The 21,585-nt window shown below is 67.0% G+C and carries 22 protein-coding genes and 2 riboswitches; of the genes, 13 read left to right on the plus strand and 9 right to left on the minus strand.

What is annotated here, in order from left to right:
* Nucleotides 1-33 precede the first annotated feature (33 nt).
* Entirely contained in the window at nt 34-345 is a 312-nt protein-coding gene (locus tag GD627_RS16830; RefSeq protein WP_246165459.1) for a hypothetical protein, read from the minus strand.
* Between the two features lie 238 nt (nt 346-583).
* On the opposite strand from GD627_RS16830, the gene GD627_RS11330 reads away from it, so the two are divergent.
* From GD627_RS11330 to GD627_RS11340, 3 genes are read left to right on the plus strand one after another with little or no spacing between them, the layout of a single operon-like run.
* A complete protein-coding gene (locus tag GD627_RS11330) occupies nt 584-967 on the plus strand; it encodes a cold-shock protein (protein WP_146362980.1) in 384 nt (127 codons plus the stop codon).
* 48 nt (nt 968-1,015) lie between these two features.
* Nucleotides 1,016-1,558, plus strand: a complete 543-nt coding sequence (locus tag GD627_RS11335) for a DUF3027 domain-containing protein (RefSeq protein ID WP_194266039.1) — start codon at nt 1,016-1,018, stop codon at nt 1,556-1,558.
* 54 nt (nt 1,559-1,612) lie between these two features.
* Nucleotides 1,613-2,893: an MFS transporter gene (locus GD627_RS11340; RefSeq protein WP_152272590.1), complete on the plus strand. Its 1,281-nt coding sequence runs from the start codon at nt 1,613-1,615 to the stop codon at nt 2,891-2,893.
* A gap of 27 nt (nt 2,894-2,920) precedes the next feature.
* Here the strand turns inward: GD627_RS11340 and serC are convergent, their stop codons facing one another.
* Nucleotides 2,921-4,048: a phosphoserine transaminase gene (gene serC, locus GD627_RS11345; protein ID WP_152272591.1), complete on the minus strand. Its 1,128-nt coding sequence runs from the start codon at nt 4,046-4,048 to the stop codon at nt 2,921-2,923.
* A gap of 214 nt (nt 4,049-4,262) precedes the next feature.
* On the opposite strand from serC, the gene GD627_RS11350 reads away from it, so the two are divergent.
* From GD627_RS11350 to fdhD, 9 genes are all read left to right on the plus strand, one after another.
* On the plus strand, nt 4,263-4,961 hold the full coding sequence (locus GD627_RS11350; RefSeq protein ID WP_146362972.1) for an iron-dependent transcriptional repressor DtxR: 699 nt from the start codon (nt 4,263-4,265) through the stop codon (nt 4,959-4,961).
* Nucleotides 4,962-5,053: 92 nt separating this feature from the next.
* Nucleotides 5,054-5,249, plus strand: a riboswitch (cyclic di-AMP (ydaO/yuaA leader).
* Between the two features lie 183 nt (nt 5,250-5,432).
* On the plus strand, nt 5,433-6,026 hold the full coding sequence (locus GD627_RS11355) for a M23 family metallopeptidase (RefSeq protein ID WP_246165460.1): 594 nt from the start codon (nt 5,433-5,435) through the stop codon (nt 6,024-6,026).
* 149 nt (nt 6,027-6,175) lie between these two features.
* A riboswitch (cyclic di-AMP (ydaO/yuaA leader) is annotated at nt 6,176-6,335 on the plus strand.
* A 3-nt stretch (nt 6,336-6,338) separates the two neighbouring features.
* Complete coding sequence (locus GD627_RS16945; RefSeq protein ID WP_152272593.1) at nt 6,339-7,190, plus strand: NlpC/P60 family protein; 852 nt, start codon at nt 6,339-6,341, stop codon at nt 7,188-7,190.
* Between the two features lie 18 nt (nt 7,191-7,208).
* A complete protein-coding gene (locus tag GD627_RS11365) occupies nt 7,209-8,087 on the plus strand; it encodes an NlpC/P60 family protein (RefSeq protein ID WP_152272594.1) in 879 nt (292 codons plus the stop codon).
* A 229-nt stretch (nt 8,088-8,316) separates the two neighbouring features.
* On the plus strand, nt 8,317-8,817 hold the full coding sequence (locus GD627_RS11370; RefSeq protein ID WP_146362964.1) for an HNH endonuclease: 501 nt from the start codon (nt 8,317-8,319) through the stop codon (nt 8,815-8,817).
* On the plus strand, nt 8,817-9,515 hold the full coding sequence (gene mobA, locus GD627_RS11375) for a molybdenum cofactor guanylyltransferase (RefSeq protein WP_246165461.1): 699 nt from the start codon (nt 8,817-8,819) through the stop codon (nt 9,513-9,515). Before GD627_RS11370 ends, mobA begins: the two co-directional genes overlap by 1 nt.
* A 36-nt stretch (nt 9,516-9,551) precedes the next feature.
* Complete coding sequence (locus GD627_RS16840; protein ID WP_246165462.1) at nt 9,552-9,836, plus strand: DUF6457 domain-containing protein; 285 nt, start codon at nt 9,552-9,554, stop codon at nt 9,834-9,836.
* Complete coding sequence (locus GD627_RS11380) at nt 9,833-11,128, plus strand: molybdopterin molybdotransferase MoeA (RefSeq protein WP_146362962.1); 1,296 nt, start codon at nt 9,833-9,835, stop codon at nt 11,126-11,128. Before GD627_RS16840 ends, GD627_RS11380 begins: the two co-directional genes overlap by 4 nt.
* Before the next feature lie 102 nt (nt 11,129-11,230).
* The gene (fdhD, locus tag GD627_RS11385; protein WP_152272595.1) at nt 11,231-12,076 is read left to right on the plus strand and encodes a formate dehydrogenase accessory sulfurtransferase FdhD; all 846 of its coding nucleotides are present in this window, start codon (nt 11,231-11,233) and stop codon (nt 12,074-12,076) included.
* Between the two features lie 12 nt (nt 12,077-12,088).
* On the opposite strand, the gene GD627_RS11390 is transcribed toward fdhD, so the two are convergent.
* Nucleotides 12,089-13,708 (minus strand): ATP-binding response regulator, encoded by a 1,620-nt coding sequence (locus GD627_RS11390; protein ID WP_194266040.1) that lies wholly within the window; start codon nt 13,706-13,708, stop codon nt 12,089-12,091.
* Nucleotides 13,709-13,999: 291 nt separating this feature from the next.
* On the opposite strand from GD627_RS11390, the gene GD627_RS11395 reads away from it, so the two are divergent.
* Nucleotides 14,000-15,907, plus strand: coding sequence for an ABC transporter ATP-binding protein (locus tag GD627_RS11395; protein WP_152272597.1), 1,908 nt, complete (start codon nt 14,000-14,002; stop codon nt 15,905-15,907).
* A 37-nt stretch (nt 15,908-15,944) separates the two neighbouring features.
* Here the strand turns inward: GD627_RS11395 and nagB are convergent, their stop codons facing one another.
* The 6 genes from nagB to GD627_RS11425 are packed head-to-tail and all read right to left on the minus strand — an operon-like array spanning nt 15,945 to nt 21,265.
* Nucleotides 15,945-16,706 carry a glucosamine-6-phosphate deaminase gene (nagB, locus tag GD627_RS11400; protein ID WP_152272598.1) on the minus strand — a complete coding sequence of 254 codons (762 nt, stop codon included), beginning with the start codon at nt 16,704-16,706 and terminating at the stop codon, nt 15,945-15,947.
* A 2-nt stretch (nt 16,707-16,708) separates the two neighbouring features.
* The gene (locus GD627_RS11405) at nt 16,709-17,533 is read right to left on the minus strand and encodes a DeoR/GlpR family DNA-binding transcription regulator (protein ID WP_152272599.1); all 825 of its coding nucleotides are present in this window, start codon (nt 17,531-17,533) and stop codon (nt 16,709-16,711) included.
* A gap of 6 nt (nt 17,534-17,539) precedes the next feature.
* Nucleotides 17,540-18,397 carry a class II fructose-bisphosphate aldolase gene (locus tag GD627_RS11410; protein ID WP_152272600.1) on the minus strand — a complete coding sequence of 286 codons (858 nt, stop codon included), beginning with the start codon at nt 18,395-18,397 and terminating at the stop codon, nt 17,540-17,542.
* A complete protein-coding gene (locus tag GD627_RS11415; protein ID WP_152272601.1) occupies nt 18,388-19,386 on the minus strand; it encodes a 1-phosphofructokinase family hexose kinase in 999 nt (332 codons plus the stop codon). The genes GD627_RS11410 and GD627_RS11415 overlap by 10 nt, the downstream gene beginning before the upstream one ends.
* On the minus strand, nt 19,383-20,327 hold the full coding sequence (locus tag GD627_RS11420; RefSeq protein WP_152272602.1) for an ROK family protein: 945 nt from the start codon (nt 20,325-20,327) through the stop codon (nt 19,383-19,385). Before GD627_RS11420 ends, GD627_RS11415 begins: the two co-directional genes overlap by 4 nt.
* On the minus strand, nt 20,324-21,265 hold the full coding sequence (locus GD627_RS11425) for an SIS domain-containing protein (RefSeq protein WP_152272603.1): 942 nt from the start codon (nt 21,263-21,265) through the stop codon (nt 20,324-20,326). The genes GD627_RS11420 and GD627_RS11425 overlap by 4 nt, the downstream gene beginning before the upstream one ends.
* Between the last annotated feature and the right edge of the window lie 320 nt (nt 21,266-21,585).

Consider the following 21,585-nt stretch of genomic DNA (forward strand, 5'->3'; position numbering starts at 1 on the left):
CACGTTACCTGAGTGGGTGGAAAAACGGACCGATCAGCCCCGGCGCCGGCGCCGAATTCCGTCGATCACCAGGCCTGCCATAAGCAGGAAGGCGAGGGGCAGCGCATAAAAGGACGCGGCCACCAGCCACGGCGCAACACTCTGGCCGCCCAGGGCGAGGAGGAGCACCGCCGCGAGCGTCCCCAGCCCGAACACTGCCAGGACGGCTGCGAGCACGGCGGCGGCCCGCCGGACCGGAGACCTGCGCGACGGCGCCCGCCGCTCCGGCGCGACGGCTGATGCGCCCGAAGCGGGGTCTGCGGATGCGGTGTGGGCCCGGATCTTGTCCGGCGGGGTGTTGCTCATGGTGATTAACGCTAACAGCGGAAAACCACGGCACAAAGGAAACGCCCTTGGTGCCCCAAACCCCGATGGGGATATTCTAAAGGGAACAGACTTCCCCGTAGTATCTCTGCAGGTGCTCCAACTCTTTTGTCCCTGCAGGCACTCGGGTGCCGCTTGGGGCCTGGCGGGCCAACGCGGGTCACGACTATTCCTGCAGCAGGTGTCCTGCTGCTATTAAACTAAGAACGAGGTAACCGAAGTGCCCATCGGCAAGGTCAAATGGTTCGACACTGGTAAGGGTTTTGGGTTTCTGGCCACGGACGAGGGGCAGGAAGTCTTCCTCCATGCTTCGGCCCTGCCGGCGGGGGTCAGCGAGGTAAAGCCCGGTACCCGCATGGAATTCGGTGTTGCCGATGGCCGGCGCGGACCGCAGGCTCTTTCGGCACGCATCCTCGAAGCTCCGCCGTCGGTCGCCAAGGCGACCCGCAAGGATGCCGAGGACATGGCCGTGATCACCGAAGACCTGATCAAGCTGCTGGACACTATTTCCAACGGACTTCGGCGTGGCCGCTACCCGGACAAGAAGAACGCGTCCAAGGTGGCTGCCGTCCTGCGGGCCGTTGCTGATGATCTGGATGTATAAGGTTAGTGCGCTGAAGTGACAATGACACCAATAACTCCTACTCCCGAGATGCCCTCTGATCCTGAACCTGAACCCGCGGCAGAACCCGCGGCGGAGGTTCCCGTTGCCCGGAAGCGGGCTCCGCGGCGGCCCGGAAAGCCTGACGCCGTCCTCGCCGAAGCCGTGGCGGAAGCCCGTGCAGGCCTGCTCGAAGTGGTGTCCGAGGATGAAATCGGCAACTACGTAGGTGCCGTTGCGGATGCTGAACGGCTGGTGACGCACCGGTTCGCCTCCCGCCGCCCCGGCTACCGGGGATGGTTCTGGTACGTGACGGTGGCCCGTGTGCCCCGAAGCAAGAAGGTGACGGTCAGCGAGGTGGGACTGCTTCCCTCCAACGAGGCGCTGCTGGCACCCGAGTGGCTGCCCTGGTCCGACCGGCTGCGCCCGGAAGACATTGCCGCCGAACAGGAGCTCCAGGCCCGGGAACAGGCCGAACAGGAACAGGCTGAGCAGGAAAGAGCCGAGCAGGAACAGTCCGACCTGGAGCAGGGGGAACAGGACCTGTCCGGCGAGCAGCTCCCCGAGTCGACGGGTGCCGGGGAGGACGAGTAATTCCGTGATGGCCGGGGGCAACGGGTTCGCTATCTCCACGGGGGCGCTGAACTGATGTTCCGTTCCCTGCGCATCTTCAATTACCGCATCTGGTTCATCGGTGCCCTCGTATCCAACATCGGTACCTGGATGCAGCGCACCGCCCAGGACTGGCTGGTCTATGACATCCTGACCGACCAGGATGCGACTGCCATGGGAATCGTCATGGCGCTCCAGCTGGGGCCGCAGCTGCTCCTGGCACCGTGGTCGGGGCTCATTGCCGACACGTACAACCGGCGCAAGGTCCTCCTGCTGACCCAGGTCAGCATGGGGGCGCTGGGGCTGGCACTGGGCCTGCTGGTCCTGTCCGGGCACGCGGAGTTGTGGCACGTCTACGCCTTCGCGCTGGCCCTGGGTGTCGTGTCCGCCGTGGACGGCCCGGCACGCCAGGCCTTTGTCTCGGAAGTGGTGTCCGAGCGGGACCTGCCCAACGCCGTCGCCCTGAACAGTGCCTCCTTTAACGGGGCACGCATGGTCGGCCCCGCCGTCGCCGGCCTGCTGACGGTAGCCGTGGGACCGGGCCTGGTGTTTGTGCTCAACGCCGTGACGTTCGGGGCCATGGTGATCGCCCTGCTGAAGATGCGGGCCGGTGAACTGCGTGTGCTGCCCAAGTCACCCCCGGGGAAGGGCCGCATCAGGGCAGGGCTGGCCTATGTACGGCACCGGCCGGACCTGGTCATGGTGATGCTGGCAATCTTCATTGTGGGCACCTTCGGCATGAACTTCGCCATTTACATCGCGGCCATGGCGCGTACCGAGTTCGGCCGGGATGCCGGTATCTTCGGGCTGTTGAACTCCGTGATGGCCATCGGCTCCGTTGCCGGTGCCCTGCTCTCGGCCCGGCGGGACCGTCCGCGCCTGCGCTTTGTCTTCGGGGCCTCGGGAGCCTTCGGCCTGGCCTGCATCCTGTCCGCCGCCGCTCCCACCCTGACCCTGTTCGCGCTGTCGCTGATCCCGGTGGGCCTGTTCGCCCTCACCCTGATGACCAGCGCCAATGCGTATGTCCAGACCACCACCGCGCAGGTCATGCGCGGACGGGTGATGGCGCTGTATTTCGCCATCTTTATGGGCGGAACACCGCTGGGGGCACCGGTGGTGGGCTGGGTCTCGGACTCGTTCGGCCCGCGCTGGAGCCTCGGCGTTGCGGCTGCCTCGGGTTTGCTGGCCGCCGCCATCGGTTTCGTCTGGGCCTGGCGGTCCTACGGCATGCGTTTCCATTACGACCGCAGCCTGCCGCGCCGGCTCAGCATGACCACGGACAGCCCGGAAAAGCTGCAGGACCCGGACAGCGCCTAGCGTCCGGGTCCTGCAGCGGGGAACGGGTCAGGAATTGGCAATCACGTAATCGATGCACTCCAGCAGCGCACTGACGTCATCCGGGTCGATGGAGACAAAGGTCGCAATCCGCAGCTGGTTGCGGCCGAGCTTCCGGTAGGGTTCCACATCCACGACGCCGTTGGCGCGCAGCGTTTTCGCGATTGCGGACGCATCGATTCCCTCGGCAAAGTCGATGGTGGCAATAACATTCGAGCGGTCCTCGGCACGCGCCACAAACGGGGTAGCCACTGACGATTTCTCCGCCCAGGAATAGATGCGCCCTGCCGAATCGGCGGTGCGGCCCGTGGCGAAGGGAAGCCCGCCGTTGGCGTTCAGCCACTCGATCTGCGCGTTCAGGGTCACCAGCGTGGACAACGACGGCGTGTTGTAGGTCTGGTTCAGGCGTGAATTGTCGATTGCGGTCTGCAGGTTGAGGAAGTCCGGGATCCAGCGTCCACCGGCATTGATCTGCGCTGCCCGCTCCAATGCGGCGGGGGAGAACATGCCCAGCCACAGGCCGCCGTCGGACGCGAAGTTCTTCTGCGGAGCGAAGTAATAGACGTCGGACTGGGCCAGGTCCACGTCCAGACCGCCGGCCGCCGAGGTGGCATCGATCAGGACCAGGGACCCGGCATCGGCGCCCTCAACCCGCCGCACCGGGGCAGCAACACCGGTGGAGGTTTCGTTCTGCGGCCAGGCATAGACATCAACCCCTGCTTCCGCGGCCGGCTCCGGACGCGTGCCCGGCTCGGAGGTGATGATGCTGGATGCGGAGAGGAACGGTGCCTTATTGGTGGCCGCGGCAAACTTCGATCCGAACTCGCCGAAGGACAGGTGCTGGGCCTTCTCCGCAACCAGCCCGAAGGCGGCAATGTCCCAGAAGGCGGTGGATCCGCCCACGCCCAGCACTACTTCATAGCCCTCCGGTGCGGAGAAGAGATTGGCAAGGCCTTCGCGGACGCTGCCGACCAGGCTGCGCACCGGGGCCTGGCGGTGCGAGGTGCCGAGGAGGCCGGTCCCCGCAGCTGCGAGTGCGGCCATTTGTTCCGGCCGGACCTTGGAAGGGCCGGCACCAAACCGTCCGTCCCGGGGGAGGAGTCCGGCGGGAATTTTCAGTGCGGCTGTATCGCCCATGGGATAACTCTCCAAGCGTGTGGAAGGTGGCGCGGATCTGCTCTTCCATTCTGCCGCACGGCCTCGAACCACGACGATATATGACCCGGGCCACCCGGTGCCGTGAAGGGGGCCGCGCGATTTTAGGGCGGTCCGGCCAATAGGCTAACGTGTTGCCGTATCCCCGGGCAGCGGTGTGCTGCCCTTCTTTCTCCCTTGCTAGGAGCGGCCCGTCATGACGGATCTCATTGATACCACTGAGATGTATCTCAGGACCATCCTGGAATTGGAAGAAGAGAACATTGTTGCCCTCCGTGCGCGCATTGCGGAACGGCTGCGCCACTCCGGTCCCACCGTGTCCCAAACCATCGGGCGGATGGAGCGTGACGGACTGGTGGTGGTGGCCGGCACGCGTCGGCTGGAGCTGACGGATCTCGGCCGGCGCCGGGCCACCGAGGTGATGCGCAAGCACCGGCTCGCTGAACGGCTGCTTGCAGATGTGATCGGACTGGACTGGGCCTATGTGCATGACGAGGCCTGCCGCTGGGAACACGTGATGAGCGAGCGGGTGGAACGGCGGTTGTATGACCTGCTGGGCCATCCCACGGAATCTCCGTACGGCAATCCCATCCCCGGGCTCGAAGGAATCGGCGGTGTGGCTGCCGAGGGCTACCGAGACGGCGTCGCTGACCTGGTGTCCACCGTCGCCGCCACCGGAGCGGGGGCGAAACTTCGGCTGGTCCGGCTGGCTGAACCCATCCAGGTTGATCCGGAGCTGCTCTCCCAGCTGGATGAAATGGGGCTGCGGCCGGGCGCCGCGATCACGGCCGAAGTAGTGGGCGGTTACATCTCCGTCCGGGTTCCGGACATCGAGGGAGCCCTGGAGCTACCTACTGAAGTGGCAGCGCATGTTTTCGTTTCCACAATTGGGTAACGGAATGGTCACTTTTCGGCCACATTTAACCTATAGTGAGTTCCGACGCTGAAACACCACCGTTATCCGGTCCGTCCGCCGAGCCCTGCCAGCGGACCGGAGTACCGAATTAGTCCAGGCAGGGGCGGAGGACCCATTTCCGGCAGTAGAACTGCCTTGGGGTGAAGCCTTCCGGAGATCGCCGGCATTGCCTGCATAGCTGCAGGCCGATGCTCCGGCTTTTCCGGAGGCCGAGTTTCTCTACTCGAATCCGACAGCTAACTTCGCAGGCGTTCCATGAGAGGGAAACACTTGTCGAAGCATGCTGCTTCGGGCCAGCGCCGTGCGCGGGCTCATATTGCACCACTGCGCCCCCGCAACGCCTCAACATCAGGCCGCCGGCGCGCCGAAACCAAAACCGCGTCAGTCGGCGGTGCCGCCCAGAAGGTGGCTATCACTGCCGTAACCTCGGGATTCATTCTTACCGCTGCCATGCCTACGCAGGCAGCAGCGGAAATCCCGGTCCAGTCCCAGCCCGAGCCGGTTGCCGTTAATGCGCCCGTGTCCGCTGATCCCCACGCGGAGATCGGATTTGGACGAACCGGAGTAATAAGCAGCAGATACGATCCGGAGGCGAAGCTGGCTTCCATTACGGTTGCCGCCGGTTCGCATGTGGTTCCCGCTGCTGCCAAGGGCACACTGTCCACACCCCTGGATTCCGCGCTGGTAGAGACCTCCGGGTTCGGCCACCGGACCAGCCCCATCACCGGGGAAGCCGGAGAAATGCATAACGGCCAGGATTTCGCCGCCGCCTGCGGAACCGCCGTAAATGCTGCCGCATCAGGCACCGTGGTTTTTGCCGGCTGGCATCCCTACGGCGGTGGGAACCGCGTGGTGATTGATCACGGCAACGGGGTCGAGACAACGTACAACCACCTTGCTGAAATAGCCGTCACCGTGGGCACCGAAATCAATCGGGGATTCCTGGTGGGAGCAAGCGGCACCACCGGATCATCAACGGGATGCCACCTGCATTTCGAGGTCATGGTTAACGGCGAAGTAGTGGACCCGTTGAATTGGTTGTAAGTGCTGAAAAATCAATGGCCGTAACCGGTTGAATACCGTTTCGTGACCGGAACGTGACATGACCCAAATGTTGCTGTACGCTCACACTCGTGCCTGAATCGCCCACGATGGGGCACCTTTGAACAGATCGCCTAGCTCTGCCACTGTTTGAAGTCCGTTCGCAGAATCGCATGGCAGAGGCGGGGGAACCAATTTCGGGTTTCGAAAGAAGCCCTTGGGGTTAAGTTGCAAAAGGCCAATAGGCCGGGCAACCGGGTGACTCCCATCCGAATCCGACAGCTCACCTCGTAGGCAATTGGGAGAGGCAAACCTGTGTCATCAAACGCTCATGGCCGCCGTCGTGCTGCCACCGTTCAGACCAACCCGATCAGCGCACTATCCAGGGCCGTCAGCTCCAACGCCGGAACCGTTGGCCGCCAGGCCGCCGTCGTAGTTGCAGCATCCGGCCTCGTGCTGGCTGCCGGACTTCCGGCACAGGCTTCCGTAAGCACGGACCGCCAGGCACTCGCGGCAACGCCGCTGAGCATTGTTGCCGGCAGCGTTACGGCTCCGGCCAACGCACCGTTCGAGCTTCCCCTCGTCGCCCCCAGCTCCACCTCCGGCGCCGAGTTCCGTGCACAGGTTGCCGCCGAAAAGGCTGCAGCCCAGGCAGCCGAAGAGCAGGCAGCGGCCGCTGCAGCGCAGGCCGCCGCGGACCAGGCCGCAGCAGCGCAGACTGCCGCAGCCGCCCCCGCCGCGCCGGCAGCCGCCGGTTACGCAGCCCCGGCAGCTTCGGGTTACGCAGCACCCGTGCAGACCGCCGGCTACCAGAGCCCGGCTCCGAAGGACCAGGCTCCGGCCCCGGCCCCGGCCTCGGGAAATGTCGCACAGGGCCTGGTGGCTTCCGCCTACAGCCAGATCGGCGTTGCGCAGGATTGCACCGCCATGGTGGAGAAGGCACTGCGCTCCGTCGGCAAGTCCGTCGGTGACCTGGCCCCGGGCCAGTTCTTCCAGTTCGGTTCCGTGCTTTCCAGCCCGGCTCCCGGTGACCTTGTTATTACCGGCGGCCACGTTGCCATCTACGTCGGCAACGGCCAGGTAATCAGCGGTGGCCTGAACGGCATGAACACCGGCCTGCATTCCCTTTCCGACCTGCCGGGCGCCAGCTTCGTCCGCGTGAGCTAAGGCCGGTCCCGGAACATCATGACCTCGACTATTGATCGCGCCCGCCACCGGGCGCCGGTGGCCCGCACCACCACACTCAACGCCCTGTCCAGGGCAGTCAGCTCCAACGCCGGAACCGTTGGCCGCCAGGCCGCCGTCGTAGTTGCAGCATCCGGCCTCGTGCTGGCTGCCGGACTTCCGGCACAGGCTTCCGTAAGCACGGACCGCCAGGCACTCGCGGCAACGCCGCTGAGCATTGTTGCCGGCAGCGTTACGGCTCCGGCCAACGCACCGTTCGAGCTTCCCCTCGTCGCCCCCAGCTCCACCTCCGGCGCCGAGTTCCGTGCACAGGTTGCCGCCGAAAAGGCTGCAGCCCAGGCAGCCGAAGAGCAGGCAGCGGCCGCTGCAGCGCAGGCCGCCGCGGACCAGGTGGCAGCAGACCAGGCTGCAGCGGCGCAGACTGCCGCAGCTGGCCCTGCAGCATCCGGCCCTGCCGCTCAGGCAGCCTCCGGATACTCCACCCCCGTGCAGGCCACCGGCGACCAGAGCCAGGCTTCCGCCACCAAAAAGGCACCGGCTGCCCCCACGGGAACGGCGTCCACGATTGCCGCCGCTGCCTACGCGCAGCTGGGCGTCAACCAGGACTGCACCATGCTGGTGACCAACGCCCTGGCCGCAGCCGGAATCAACCACCACGGCTGGCCTGCGAGCTACCTCTCCCTTGGCCGGACGGTGAGCGCAGCTGAGGCTATGCCCGGCGACCTGATCTACTACGCAGACGGCGGAATGGGCATGGCCCACATTGCTGTCTACGTGGGCGGCGGGCAGGCAGTGCACGGCGGTTTCAACGGCGGATCCACCGTTGTGGCTCCGGCCGAACTCGGCTCCGGCGGCGTCTACATCCGCGTAGGCGGCTAAGCACCCGGTACCTCTGCACAGCAAGGCCCTTCCTGCGGGAGGGGCCTTGCGGCGTTAAGCCGGATCAACGCTTCGATGGCTGCGGCGGGGTTGCCCTTTCCGGTAGGACCGGCACAAATGGTCAAGAACGCAATCCCGTTCTACTCTTGCATAGACAATCGAAGTGCCGTTTGCGGCAAAGGTGTCTTGTACTCACCGGTTCGTGGGCGGCAGGCGAAGAGGTATGTGCATGCGCACTCTCGTTCTGAATGCTGGATATGAACCGCTGGCCGTGATCACCTTCCGCCGCGCTTTGGTGCTGGTTCTGAATGGAAAGGCGAGCGTGGTGGCGGAGAGCGGTGAACCGGTGGTCGGTCCCAATGAAATCCTTCCCCGTCCGTCCGTCATCCTCCTCCACCGGTATGTCAAGATTCCCTACCGGGAAGGCACGGTTGCCACGCGCCGGGGTGTCCTGCGCCGGGATAACCACGAATGCGCCTACTGCGGCAAGGCAGCCGCGACGGTGGACCATGTGGTGCCCCGCTCCCGGGGAGGATCTGACAACTGGGAAAACCTCGTAGCCTGCTGCCTGCGCTGTAACAACACCAAGGGGGACAGAACCCTGGCCCAGCTCGGATGGGAACTGAGAATCTCCCCGAAGGCACCCCGGGGGGCGCGCTGGCAGATCCGCGAGCTCGAACGCCCGTCGCCGCAGTGGGATCCGTTCCTGCAGAATGACACGGCAGCCTGATGTCCGCTATGCCCCGCTATGACGCGGTGATCCTCGCCGGCGGCCGGTCCGCCCGTCTGGGCGGCACGCCCAAGGCCCTGCTGCTGGCGGACGGCCGGACCCTGCTGGAAACCACACTTGCCGCCGCCCGGGGTGCCCGGCACACCGCCGTCGCAGGACCGCCGGAGCTGGCGCACCTGCTGGCTGCCGCTTCCGGCGCAGACGGCCAGGGAACGCCGCTGCTGGTCCGCGAAGAGCCGGCCTTCGCCGGACCGGCCGCCGCCGTCGGAGCCGCCGTCAGCGCCCTGGCCGCGCTGGAAAGCAGCACGCAAAGCAGCAGACGGGACAGCACCGGCAGCGGGAACGCCGATCCCCGTGCCGGCAGCTGTCCCTGGACGCTGGTCCTGGCCTGCGACATGCCGCAGGTCGCAGATGCCGTCCGTGTCCTGCTGGCAGCGGCCGCCGCGGCACCGGCCGAGAGCCTGGTGGCACTGGACTCCACCGGAAACCGCCAGCCGCTGGCTGCCCTCTACCGGACATCGGACCTGCGTGCCGCCGTCGCGTCCGTTGCCTCGTCGGGGTTGGCGAACAAGCCCATGAAGGCGTTGCTTGCTAGGGTGCAATGGAGGGGTGTTCATGTTCCCCCGGGAAGTACAGCCGATGTTGACACCTGGAACGATGCACAATCCCTGGGTGTGAGCGCCGGGGACCTGCCGTAGGACCGTGCGGTCCCCAAGCGATACGAAGGAGCACTAATGGCAAGCCAGCAGGAACAACTCGAGGCATGGAGCAGCAGGCTGCTGCAGGCCTTGGAACTCGAGGGCACGCCGGTGGATGTTTCCGCTGTCCTTGACCTGGCTGCAGTTGCAGCACACAGCGTGGTGCGGCCGGCGGCACCGCTGACCACCTTCATCGTGGGGTATGCCGCAGGCCTTGCCGCCGCCACCGGGCAGGCCGAAGACGCCGTCGCGATGCGCTCGGCCATGGCGGTGGCGGCTGATGAATGCCGCGGTGCCGCGGCTGAAGGAGACACCAAATGAGTGATTCCGCCGCACCCGTCATCCTGCCTGCGCAGCCGAACGCGTCCTGGGCCCAGGCACGGCATGCCGCCTATGCCGCAGCCCGCCCGCTGCCCTATGAGACCGTGCCGCTGGACGAGGCCCTGGGCCGGATCCTGGCCCTGGACACCACCGCCCTCCAGCCGGTTCCGCATTACGCCTCGGCGGCTATGGACGGGTGGGCCGTCGCGGGTGCTCCGCCATGGACGGTCATCACGCACGAGGAACCCGAGGTGGAACGCTGGCAGATCCACCGTGAATCCGGACGCCGTGCCCTGCAGCCGGGCGAGGCCGTGGAGATCCTCACCGGCGGCTTGATCCCGGAAGGTGCGGAAGCGGTCCTGCGTTCGGAAAGCGGCACGGTTTCCGCGTCGACGCCCCCGCAGCTGACGTTGGGCGAGCGGGCCCGCGAGTCGGAACCGCGTCCCGGCGAGCACATCCGGCCGGCCGGGGAAGAGGCATCGGCGGGGGAGACGGCCATTCCCGCGGGAAAACTGCTCAACCCCGCCCACATTGCGCTGGCCGCCGTATGCGGGCATGACAACCTGCCGGTGCTGCGCTCCCCGCGCGTATCGCTCCTGCTGACCGGTGACGAGGTGATCGAAGCGGGCCTGCCCGAGCCGGGACAGGTCCGCGACACCTTCGGTCCCCAGATGCCCCAGCTGATCACGATGCTGGGCGGCCGGATCGACGTCGTGCGCCGCCTGCCGGACCGGCTGGAAGATGTGGTGGCAGCGCTGAGCAGTGACGCCACCGATGAACACTCCATTGCCATGTCCTCCGGCGACGTGCTCATCACGACCGGCGGTACCGGGCGTTCCGAAGCGGACTACCTGCGCCGCGCCCTGGAGGAGGTCAATGCGGAACTCCTGATCGACGGCATTGCCATGCGTCCGGGTCATCCCACCATGCTCGCCCGTCTGGAGGACGGCCGCCTGCTGGTGGCCCTGCCGGGCAACCCGCTCGCTGCCATGATGGCGGTCTTCACGATCGTCCAGCCGCTGCTGGACGGGCTCCGGGGTGCACCGATTTCCCGTGAGCGTCATGTCCTGGCCGGCGTGGACCTGGAACCGCTGCCGGGAAGGACCCGGCTGGTTCCCTGCAGCATCCGGGATGACCGTGCCATGCCGTCCCCGTACTTCCGTTCCGGGATGCTCCGCGGACTGGCCGAAGCGGATGCCGTGATGGTGGTGCCGCCGGAGGGCTGCATCAGGGACCAGGCCGTTATGGCGCTGCCCCTGCCCTGGCAGGTCAACCGCGCCCCCGCCGGGTAGTTTCCAGCACGAAAGGGTAACCCCGGACAGCGGACAACGGAGAACCCGGGCAGCATCAGCGGCCCGGCCACAGAACCACAGCACCAAAGACAGGAAGACATCATGGGACGGGTTACCCAACGAGGACGGGTTACGCGCTTCCGGCTGGACGGCAACGTCAGCCGGCGGGACGACGTACTGGCAGGAGAGGAACCGCTGGAAATCCGGATCGGAGGCAAGTCCTTCACGGTTACCATGCGCACGCCCGGCGACGACTTCGACCTGGTCGCCGGCTTCCTGGTTTCCGAAGGAGTGATCTGGGATCCGGCGCAGCTGGTCAGCCTGCGGTACTGCTCCGGCGTGGACGAGGAAGGCAACCAGACCTTCAACGTGGTGGACGTTCAGCTCCGGCCCGGCACCAAGCTGCCGGATACCGGAATGGAACGGCACGTCTACACGTCCAGTTCGTGCGGCATCTGCGGCACTGCGTCCATTGAGGCCGTGCGGAAGTCTTCGCACTTCCACCCGTCCGACGACGACGTCCGGCTGCCGCTGGACATGCTGGCGGCGCTGCCGGACCGGCTGCGTGAAGGGCAGAAGGTGTTCGACCGGACCGGCGGCGTCCATGCGGCCGGACTGTTCAACTCCGACGGCGAGCTGCTGTGCCTGCGTGAAGACGTGGGCCGGCACAACGCCGTGGACAAAGTGGTGGGCTGGGCACTGCGCGCCGGGATGCTCCCGCTGCGCGGCATGGTGCTGCAGGTGTCAGGGCGGGCATCCTTCGAGCTGGTCCAGAAGGCCCAGCTGGCAGGGATCCCGGTGCTCGCGGCCGTCAGCGCGCCGTCTGCGCTCTCCGTGGAGCTGGCCAAGGACGGCGGAATGACCCTGATCGGCTTCAGCCGCGGCGCTTCCCTGAACTGCTATTCCGCGCCGGAACGGATCCTGGCCGCGGCTCCCGCTCCGGTATAGACCGCCCCTGCCCTAACGGGCGGCCGGAAGCTGGACCGTGGCCGTGGTGCCGGTGCCCACCTTCGAGACGATGCCCAGCTCGCCTCCGTGCTGAAGCACAATGTCCTGGACAATAGCCAGGCCCAGCCCGGTTCCCGGGATGGCGGCGGAGGTGGCGTTGGAGGCACGGAAAAAACGCCGGAAAAGATTCGGCAGGTCCGCTTCCGGAATGCCGATGCCGGTGTCCTGGATCTGTACGCGGACCCCCGGCCCGGCCCCGTCCGGCTGCACCGGCATGGCGCTGATCGATACGGAGCCGCCCGCCGGGGTGAACTTCACCGCGTTGGAGCACAGATTGGTGAATACCTGCTCCAGCTGGGCGCGGTCTCCGTCCACCAGCAGTGCCTCCGTGCCAAGTTCCAGCCGAAGGTCCAGGTTGCTGGCCCCGGCAGCGGGCGCCAGCGACGCGGCAACGCCGCGGAGGAGTTCCCCCAGATCCACTTCCTCCGCCTCCAGGCTGCTTTCGTCCGCATCCTGCCGGGAGATGGTGAGCAGATCGCTGATCAGCTGGTGGAGCCGGACAGCATTGCGTCCCACGATCTTGAGCATCTGGGCGACGTTCTCCGGGATGTCCCCGCCGGAGCCGTCAAGGATGAGTTCCAGGTAGCCGGTGATCGAGGTCAGCGGTGTCCGCAGCTCGTGGTTGACCGTCGCCACGAAGTCGGTCTTGGCCTGGTCCAGCTCGCGCTGGCGTTTGAGCACCATCCGCTGCGCAGTGATGAGGTTGCCCTGCACGAGGCCGTGCGCCAGGTTTCCGCTGACGTGCTGGATCAGGGAGATCTCCGTGCTGGTCCAGTCCCGCGGTGCACCTTCCCCCGCGAGCCAGAGCAGGCCGAAGGCCTTGTCCCCATGGCCCAGCGGCACAATCACTGAGGTCCGCAGCCCCGCACCCCGTGCCGCCGCGCTGATCGGCAGCGGCAGCTCGTCGGCAGGCTGGGCGTGGTCCTCCACCGCGAGCGCCCGGCCGCTCTCCCACAGTGTTTCGGCGAGCTCTCCGGCGGCATGCCCGCTCAGCGGCGGCATGCCCGCGGAACCGGTTCCCTCCCGGCTCCAGGCCAGGGTCAGTTCGGGGACACGCTCATCCGGGAACGTCACCAGCAGGACATGGTCCGCTTCGAAGGTGGCCCCCAGTCCGTGGACCAGGACCTCGGCCATCTGCTGGGGGTCATTCGTCGCCCGGATGGCGTCCGAAATCCGGCGGGTGTCCTCCCGCAGGCGGGCGGCGGCCATCCGCCGGGAGCGGCGTGCCTGTGAAGTGGCGAGAATCAGGTTGATCCGGCGGGACAGATCCTCCGGATCCACCGGGCTCGCTACGAAGTCGGCGATCCCCAGTTCCACCATGAAGTCCATGTCCACGCCGGCTTCGCCGGCTACCAGGATGACCGGGAGCTTGGTTATGGCGGGCTCGTGCCGCAGCCGCTTAAGCATGTCCATTCCGGCAACCTGGCGGATGGTGGAATCCACAACAGCCAACACCGGTGAAGCGGCCCGTGCAGCGGCTATGGCTTCGTCCACGTCCTGCACCGGAACCGTGTCCAGCCCCGCGTCGGCGAGAATGCCGGCCACCACAGAGAAGACGGCGGGCTCATCCACGGCGACCAGCGCCTTAGGCCGGCCTGAGGTGCCGGATGGATCGCCCTCCGTGGACGGGTCTGCCGTGTGGACGACAGGAGACTGCAGTGCCGGGGACATAACGACCTTTCGTCAGTGCCCGGTTCAGCTCGAGGGGCAGCGATAGGAAGTGTAACAGCACCGAGGGTGCAAAGGCGTGATGCTGCTCACCGCGCCGGTGCCCGGTGCGCCGGTTTTCAGCCCCTGGCGATCGGCCGGGAACCGTCCCCGGCCGGGCTTAAGCTGGAACGTGCAGATACCGGAGGAACAGACATGAGCATGGAAGGCGCCGCGTGGAGCTCGCTCCACAAGATATCCCGCGGCAGCGGCACTGATAACAGGATTTCCAAGGAGACGCTGCGCCGGATAGTCCGGTTCGCGGCGCCCTACCGGTTCCGGCTTCTGGGCTTCGTCCTGCTCTCCGTAGCCGGTGCGTTCCTGGCGGTGGCCACCCCTGTCCTTGCCGGCCAGGTGGTCAATTCCATTGTGGCCGGCACAGCACCCGGCGTGGTCATCCGCCTCGCCCTGCTGATCGCCGCCGTTGCCGTCGCTGATGCCGCCGTGTCCCTGGCCACCCGCTGGTTCTCCTCACGGATCGGTGAAAGCGTCATCCTGGACCTGCGCACGGCGGTGTTCGACCACGTGCAGAAAATGCCCATTGCGTTTTTCACCCGCACCCGCACCGGCGCCCTGGTCAGCCGCCTCAACAATGATGTGATCGGCGCCCAGCAGGCCTTCAGCGGCACCCTCTCCGGGGTGGTGAGCAACGTTGTTGCCCTGATCCTGACGCTGATCGTGATGCTGGGGACCTCCTGGCAGGTGACCGTGCTGGCCATGCTGCTGCTTCCGGTGTTCCTGCTGCCGGCCCGGCGGATGGGCGGGCGGCTTGCGGCCCTGCGGCGCGAGGCCGCCAACCACAACGCCTCCATGGGCACCCAGATGACCGAGCGGTTCTCGGCACCCGGAGCGACCCTGATCAAACTCTTTGGCCGGCCGGACGCCGAATCCCGGGAATTTGCCGTGCGGGCCTCCCGCGTGCGGGACATCGGGGTGAAGATGGCCATGATGCAGGCCGTCTTCGTCACCGCACTGACCCTCGTCTCGGCCCTGGCGCTGGCCCTGGTCTACGGGCTGGGCGGCTATCTGGCGCTGACCGGCGGACTGAACACCGGCGACGTCGTCACCCTGGCCCTGCTGCTGACCCGGCTTTACGCGCCGCTGACCTCCCTGGCCAATGCCCGGGTGGAAATCATGAGCGCGGTGGTCAGCTTCGAGCGGGTATTCGAGATCCTGGACCTGCGCCCGCTCATCGCCGAGAAGGAACACCCCGTCCCTGTGCCGGAGGGTCCGCTGGCCGTGGAGTTCGACGACGTCCGGTTCGCCTACCCCACGGCGGAGAAAGTCTCGCTGGCATCCTTGGAAGACGTTGCCGTTCTGGACACGCGCGGCGGTGAGGAAGTTCTCCACGGAGTCTCCTTCCGGGTGGAGCCGGGGCAAACGGTTGCCCTGGTGGGTACCTCCGGTGCCGGCAAATCCACCATCGCCCAGTTGCTGTCCCGGCTTTACGACGTCGACTCGGGTGCGGTGCGCTTCTCCGGCACCGATGTGCGGGACCTGAGCTTTGCCGGGATCCGCGGGGCCCTCGGCATGGTCACCCAGGACGGGCATCTGTTCCACGAGACCATCCGCGCCAACCTGCTGCTGGCCAATCCCGAAGCGGGGGAGGAGCAGATCTGGGATGCGCTGCGCCGTGCCCGGCTCGAGGACATGGTGCGTTCCCTTCCGGACGGGTTGGAGACCATGGTGGGCGAGCGCGGTTACCGCCTGTCCGGCGGCGAACGCCAGCGCATGACCATTGCCCGGCTGCTGCTGGCCCACCCGCGGATCGTGATCCTGGATGAGGCCACCGCGGCACTGGATTCCACCTCCGAGGCAGCAGTCCAGGCGGCGCTGGGCGAGGCGCTGGAGGGGCGCACCGCCGTCGTGATTGCCCACCGGCTCTCCACCATCCGCAACGCGGACCGGATCCTCGTCATCGAGGGCGGGCGGATTGCCGAGCAGGGAACGCATAAGGAGCTGCTGGCGCGGGACGGACGCTATGCGGAGCTGTACAACACGCAGTTCGCAGCTGAACCGGCGGCGGATGCGCAGCTTGAGCAGGATCCCGCCGCGCGGTCCTGAGGCCGCCGGCGGCATCCCGGCCCGATCGAGGCCGGAACTACCGGGACGTTTCGCGCTGGACATCCCGGTAATAGTCCTGCAGGACCAGGTCCCCGGCTGCCTCACGGTCCAGCACGAAGGTGGCCTGCGGGTGCATCTGCAGCACCGAGGCCGGGCACATGCTTGCCAGCGGACCCTCCACTGCGCGGACGACCGCCTGCGCCTTCGCCTTGCCCTGCGCCACGAGAATCACTTTCCGCGCCTCCATGATGGTGCCCAGCCCCTGGGTGAGGCAGAGGGAGGGCACCTGGGACGCATCGGCAAAGAAGCGGGCATTATCCTTCCGGGTGGCGGACATCAGGGTCTTGACCCGGGTCCGTGAGGCCAGGGACGAGGTCGGTTCGTTGAAGCCGATGTGTCCGTTCCGCCCGATGCCCAGGATCTGCAGGTCGATTCCGCCGGCTGCCCGGATGGCTGCTTCAAAGCGGGCGCAGGCGGCAGGCAGGTCCGCGGCACCGCCGTCCGGCACATGGACCCGCCGGGGGTCCAGGCCGAGCCGGTCAGTGACTTCCCGGCGGATCACGGCGGCATAGCTTTCCGGATGGTCCGGCGCCAACCCCACGTACTCGTCCAGTGCGAAGGCGTTCAGGGCAGACAGCTCCGGGCTGCGGTGGCGTTGAAGCACCTTGTAGATGGCCAGGGGTGAGGAGCCCGTTGCCACGCCCAGGGACTTGATGCTGCCGGCGCTGACACCGCGGAGGATTGTCCGGGCAGCGTATTCTCCGACCTCGGCAGCACTATCCAGAATGACGACCTGCACGGCTACCTCCCGGCGCGTTCTTGGGTCCGGCCGGCGGTCTTGACCGGGGCCACGATCACCCTGGTGCCGCGGCTTTCAAACCCGGCCTTTTCACTGTCGGTGATCCCGCTGTCCGTAATCAGGTTGCTGAACACGTAGCCGTTCAGCGTGGCGAAGCTGCGGGTGCCGATTTTGGAGGAGTCCGCCACGATGTACGTCTCCGAGGCCCGGCGGGAGATCAACGAGTTTACTGCGGCTTCCCCTTCGTCGCTGACGGTTGGGCCTATTTCGGCATCCAGCCCGTTGACCCCCACAAAAGCCAAGTCCAGTGCCACCCGCTGCAGGATGACGTCCGTATAGGGGCCCACCAGCTCGTACGAGCGCGGGTTCACGGTGCCGCCGGTCACCATCACGCGGATATTGGGCCGCACCACCAGCTGTACGGCGATATTGATGGCGTTGGTGACCACGGTCAGTGTGGGTTTGCTTGAGGGTTCCATCAGGTCCCGGCGCATCCCCAGGGCATGGGCGATGGCCGTGCTGGTGGTGCCGCCGCACAGGCCGATGACGGCGCCCCTGGGGACCAGCGCACTGGCGGCCAGGGCGATGGCCTGTTTCTCGGCTGTATGGTCATCCCGGCTGTACCTGGTCGGCAGGTCGTAGGCGACGGCTTCCATGGTGGCACCGCCGCGGGTGCGCGTCAGGAGCCGCTGTGCGGCCAGGGCATCCAGGTCCCGCCGGGCGGTGGCAGGTGACACTTTCAGCTCGGCCATGATCTCCTCCACCTGCACGCGTCCGCGTGCCGCGAGGAGATCAAGGATGGCGTTGAGCCGCTCGGTCTTTTCCATGGGTTTTCAGCCTTTTTCCGCTACGGTCCCGGTCAGGGAGAAGAGGGACAACAGACGCCCGGCCTCCGGGGCAAGCGCCCGGCGGCCCGCGGAGAGATACTTCCGGGAGTCGACGAGATCCGGCTGGTCTGCCAGCATCCGGCGCACGGCCCGGGTGAAGAAACCGTTGAGATGCGTCGAAACATTGATCTTGGTCATTCCGGCGGTGATGGCCGCGACCAGCATGCTGTCCGGCACCCCGGAGGAGCCGTGCAGCACCAGCGGGACGTCCAGGGCGTTTTTCAGCTCCCGGATCAGGTCCAGGTCCAGCCGTGCGCTCCGGCTGGTCATGGCATGCGAGGAACCCACCGCCACGGCCAGCGCATCGACGCCGGTGGACAGCACAAAGTCCGCGGCCTCGAAGGGATCGGTCCGCACGCCCGGGGCATGTGCTCCGTCCTTGCCGCCCACTTCCCCCAGTTCCGCCTCCACAAACACGCCCAGCGGTTCGGCGTGTTTGACCACGCGGGCGGTGGCGGCAACATTCTCGCTGTAGGGCAGGGCCGCGCCGTCGTACATCACGGACCCGAAGCCGAGCTCCACTGCCTGATGGACCAGGGCCTCATCTTCGGCATGGTCCAGATGCAGGGCCACGGGGACCGCGGCGGCATCAGCCACCGCAAGACAGGCTGCCGCCAGGGGTTTCAGGGATCCGTGGAAGGCCGCACAGTTCTGTGAAATCTGCAGGATCACCGGCAGGCCGGCCTCTTCCGCGCCGGAGACTATGGCCTCGGCGGTCTCCAGATGCAGGACGTTGAAGCTGCCGATTCCGGTGCCCACCGCCGCAGCGTTCTCCATCAGGGTCCGGGTTGGGGTCAGGACCATCGATTTGCCTCCAGTGCAGTGGGTTGGTTCTCATCCGCGGTGCCGGTGCTGTGCCTGGTGACGGTGATCTGCCGCTGCAGGGTGCGGTGCTCGGGTGAGATTTCGCCCGCTGCCGGCATCAGCACGGCGGCGGCGGACCAGGCGGCCGCCGTACGCAGCATCAGCTCCAGGTCCCGGCTCCCGGACGCCAGATGGACGGCGAGGGCCGCCACCGCGGCGTCCCCGGCTCCCGTCGGGTTCCCCGGCAGGCTGCGGTCCAGCCGGGCGTGCAGGTAATGCCCGGGATCGGCTGCTGAGTAGGCGAGCAGTCCGTCTTCACCGCAGCTGAGGAAAACGGTCTGGGCACCGGCACGCAGGAGACGGAGCACGCCTTGGTGCACATCATCTTCGCCGGTGGCCTCGCGCAGCTCGTGCTGGTTGGGCTTCAGGGCGAAGGCGCCGGCCTCGGCCGCACGGATCAGGTCCGGCCCGGAGGTGTCGATGATGCAGGGAATGCCGTGCCCCGCGGCGGCCCGGACCAGATCGGGGTAAAAGCCGGGCGGAGCCTGTGGAGGCAGGCTGCCCGAGCCCACCAGCACACCGGCACGGGGGAGGAGGCGTGCAATCAGAGCGGTCAGGTCCTGCCATTCGCTGCCGGTGAGGGGATGCCCGGTTTCGTTGAAGATGCTGGTAAGCCCGGCGCTCTGATCGACAAAGGCCATGCTGCGCCTGGTGGGTGCCGCCACGGGAACGAGGCGGTGCGGGATGCCGGCGAGTTCAAGGTCCTCGCGGTAGCGGGCGCCGGAGGAGCTGCCGCTGGTGGCGACGGCGAGCGTGGGGGCACCCAGCTGGTGGGCCACCCGGGCCACGTTCATTCCCTTGCCTCCGGCACGGACGGCCGGCGGCGGCACCCGGTGGCTGGAGCCGGGGACAAGCGCCGGCACGGCATAGGTTTCATCCAGGGCCGGATTGGCCGTGACGGTCAGCACCGCGCCCGCGTCCCGGTTCACAACGGGCTTTCGGTCAGGCCGCGGGCGTGCAGGGCAGCACCTCGGAGTCCGGCATCCTGGCCGAGGACGGAAACGCGGATCCCGGGCCGGCGGTGGAAGGAGAGCCTGCTGTCGACGGCGCGGCGCAGCGGCCCGGTCAGATGGTCGCCGGCCTGGGAGAGGCCGCCGCCGAGAATCACGGCTTCGGTGCACAGCACCGCGGCCAGGTGGCAGATGCCGTCGGCCAGGGCCTCGACGGCGTCGGCCCAGACGGCCGCAGCGTCAGCGTCGCCGTTCCGCGCGGCACCCAGCACTTCTTTGGCTCCGGCTGCCGCCCTGCCGGTGCGTTCCGTGTAGCGGCGGACGATGGCCCCGGCGGAGCCCACCGTTTCCAGGCAGCCGTGCGCCCCGCAGGCGCACAGTGTGCCCGAGGGGACGGCCGCGTGGCCGATTTCCCCGGCATAACCGCCGCCGAGCACCCGCCGTCCGTCGCAGAAGACCGCCCCGGCGATGCCGGTACCGATAATCAGCACCACGGCGTCGCGCAGTCCCTGGCCCGCCCCGAGGCGCATTTCCGCCTCGCCCGCCAGCCCGACGTCGTGCCCGAAGGCAACGGGCAGCCCGGTTTCCTCCCGAAGCCGCTGGGCGAAGGGATAGTTCCGCCAGCCCAGGTTCGCCGAGAAAAGGCCCGTCCCCGTATGTTCATCCACCAGTCCGGGGACCACCAGCCCCAACGCCTGCACTGACGCCTCCGGATACTCCCGTGCGTACCGCTGGGACAGGGCGGCAACCTCCTTCACCACTGCGTCGCCGGGGCGGGCCGGATCACGCGGCGTCGGCATCCGCAGCAGGGAGTGGAAGTTTCCGCTTCCGTCCTGCAGCGCCGCCTTCATATCGGTTCCGCCCACGTCGAAGGCCAGGACAGATCCGCGGACGGGGGAAGGGGGTGCCGGCGTGCTCATCTGCCCGGCTGGTCTTCCAGGATGACGGAACGGGTCAGGCTGCGCGGGCTGTCGGGGTCGAGTCCGCGGGCCATGGCACGCTCCAGGGTGAGCTTATGGATGCGGACAAGTTCGGCCAGGGGATGGCGGGTGGAGGACTCGAACCGCGCTCCGGTCCGCTCGACGTCGGAGCGCAGGCCCTCGGGTTCATCACCCAGCAGCCAGGTCACCCGGCCGGGTGCGGCAATGGCGATGGGTCCGTGCCGGTATTCCATCGCGGGATAGGACTCGGTCCAGCCCTGCACTGCTTCGCGCATTTTCAGCGCGGCTTCGTGGGCCAGACCCACCGTCCAGCCGCGGCCGAGGAAGCTGAACTGCTCGGCGTCCAGCAGTGCATCCTGAGTGGGTTCGGCCAGCACGGCCCGTGCGTCCTCCACAGCGGGTCCCAGGTCTGTTCCAAGCGAGGTGAGCAGATAGGCCAGCGCCGCGGTGGCGAACCGGGTCTGGACCACTGAGGACTCATCTGCGTAGGGCAGGGCCACCACGGATCCGGCCAGTTCCGCGGCCGGGGAATCGAGGTCTCCGAGCAGCACCGTGCTGGGGACCGAGCTTCCCAGCTCGGCCAGCAGGCTCACTACCTCCGTGGTGGTGCCGGAACGGGTGATCGCGACGACGGCGTCATATTCCCGGCGGGTAACTGCCGTTGCCTCGGAGGCTGCGAACGCATCGGTTTCACCGAGGCCTGCCGCCTCCCGCGCCGCCGCGTAGGACTGTGCCATGAACCAGGACGTACCGCAGCCCACCACGGCCACGCGTTTGCCCGCTGCCGGCAGCAGCGTCTCGGCGCGCGCCTGCCCGATGGCCCGCTCCCAGACATCCGGCTGGGAAAACAGTTCTTCGCGCATCCACCGGCCGGGGGCCGCAGGGGACGGTGCTGCGTCGGTGAAGGATGTTGGCATGAAGGTGCTCCTCTGTACAGCGGGGCCGGGTGTCCCGGTGTCCGGGAAGGTCAAGGTCCTTCCATGATGGACATTGATTGCATCGCTTGTCTAGAGATCAGTAAAAATCAAAACTGCGGAGGCGGACAGAAACGACGATTTTCGCGGAAAGTCGGCGTTTCCTTCGTTATTGACTTCAAATAGACGCCAAAAAGGTCTTGACGGGGGCGCATCCTCACGCAATTATTCTTTCAACTGATTGATGAAGCCTGATTCCGAAGTGCAACTAGCTATCAGATTCCGTCACCGTTTCGCGGTCCCCGGCCGTGACTATTTGAAAG

The sequence above is a fragment of the Arthrobacter yangruifuii genome, assembly GCF_009192775.1.
GTDB lineage: Bacteria > Actinomycetota > Actinomycetes > Actinomycetales > Micrococcaceae > Arthrobacter_B > Arthrobacter_B yangruifuii.

Coding starts and splice junctions, on each gene's coding strand:
- GD627_RS16830 (WP_246165459.1), bottom strand. CDS start 345: ATGAGCAACACCCCGCCGGACAAGATCCGGGCCCACACCGCATCCGCA.
- GD627_RS11335 (WP_194266039.1), top strand. CDS start 1,016: ATGCCCTCTGATCCTGAACCTGAACCCGCGGCAGAACCCGCGGCGGAG.
- GD627_RS11340 (WP_152272590.1), top strand. CDS start 1,613: ATGTTCCGTTCCCTGCGCATCTTCAATTACCGCATCTGGTTCATCGGT.
- serC (WP_152272591.1), bottom strand. CDS start 4,048: ATGGGCGATACAGCCGCACTGAAAATTCCCGCCGGACTCCTCCCCCGG.
- GD627_RS11350 (WP_146362972.1), top strand. CDS start 4,263: ATGACGGATCTCATTGATACCACTGAGATGTATCTCAGGACCATCCTG.
- GD627_RS11355 (WP_246165460.1), top strand. CDS start 5,433: ATGCCTACGCAGGCAGCAGCGGAAATCCCGGTCCAGTCCCAGCCCGAG.
- GD627_RS11365 (WP_152272594.1), top strand. CDS start 7,209: ATGACCTCGACTATTGATCGCGCCCGCCACCGGGCGCCGGTGGCCCGC.
- GD627_RS11370 (WP_146362964.1), top strand. CDS start 8,317: ATGCGCACTCTCGTTCTGAATGCTGGATATGAACCGCTGGCCGTGATC.
- mobA (WP_246165461.1), top strand. CDS start 8,817: ATGTCCGCTATGCCCCGCTATGACGCGGTGATCCTCGCCGGCGGCCGG.
- GD627_RS16840 (WP_246165462.1), top strand. CDS start 9,552: ATGGCAAGCCAGCAGGAACAACTCGAGGCATGGAGCAGCAGGCTGCTG.
- GD627_RS11380 (WP_146362962.1), top strand. CDS start 9,833: ATGAGTGATTCCGCCGCACCCGTCATCCTGCCTGCGCAGCCGAACGCG.
- fdhD (WP_152272595.1), top strand. CDS start 11,231: ATGGGACGGGTTACCCAACGAGGACGGGTTACGCGCTTCCGGCTGGAC.
- GD627_RS11395 (WP_152272597.1), top strand. CDS start 14,000: ATGAGCATGGAAGGCGCCGCGTGGAGCTCGCTCCACAAGATATCCCGC.
- GD627_RS11405 (WP_152272599.1), bottom strand. CDS start 17,533: ATGGAAAAGACCGAGCGGCTCAACGCCATCCTTGATCTCCTCGCGGCA.
- GD627_RS11410 (WP_152272600.1), bottom strand. CDS start 18,397: ATGGTCCTGACCCCAACCCGGACCCTGATGGAGAACGCTGCGGCGGTG.
- GD627_RS11420 (WP_152272602.1), bottom strand. CDS start 20,327: ATGAGCACGCCGGCACCCCCTTCCCCCGTCCGCGGATCTGTCCTGGCC.
- GD627_RS11425 (WP_152272603.1), bottom strand. CDS start 21,265: ATGCCAACATCCTTCACCGACGCAGCACCGTCCCCTGCGGCCCCCGGC.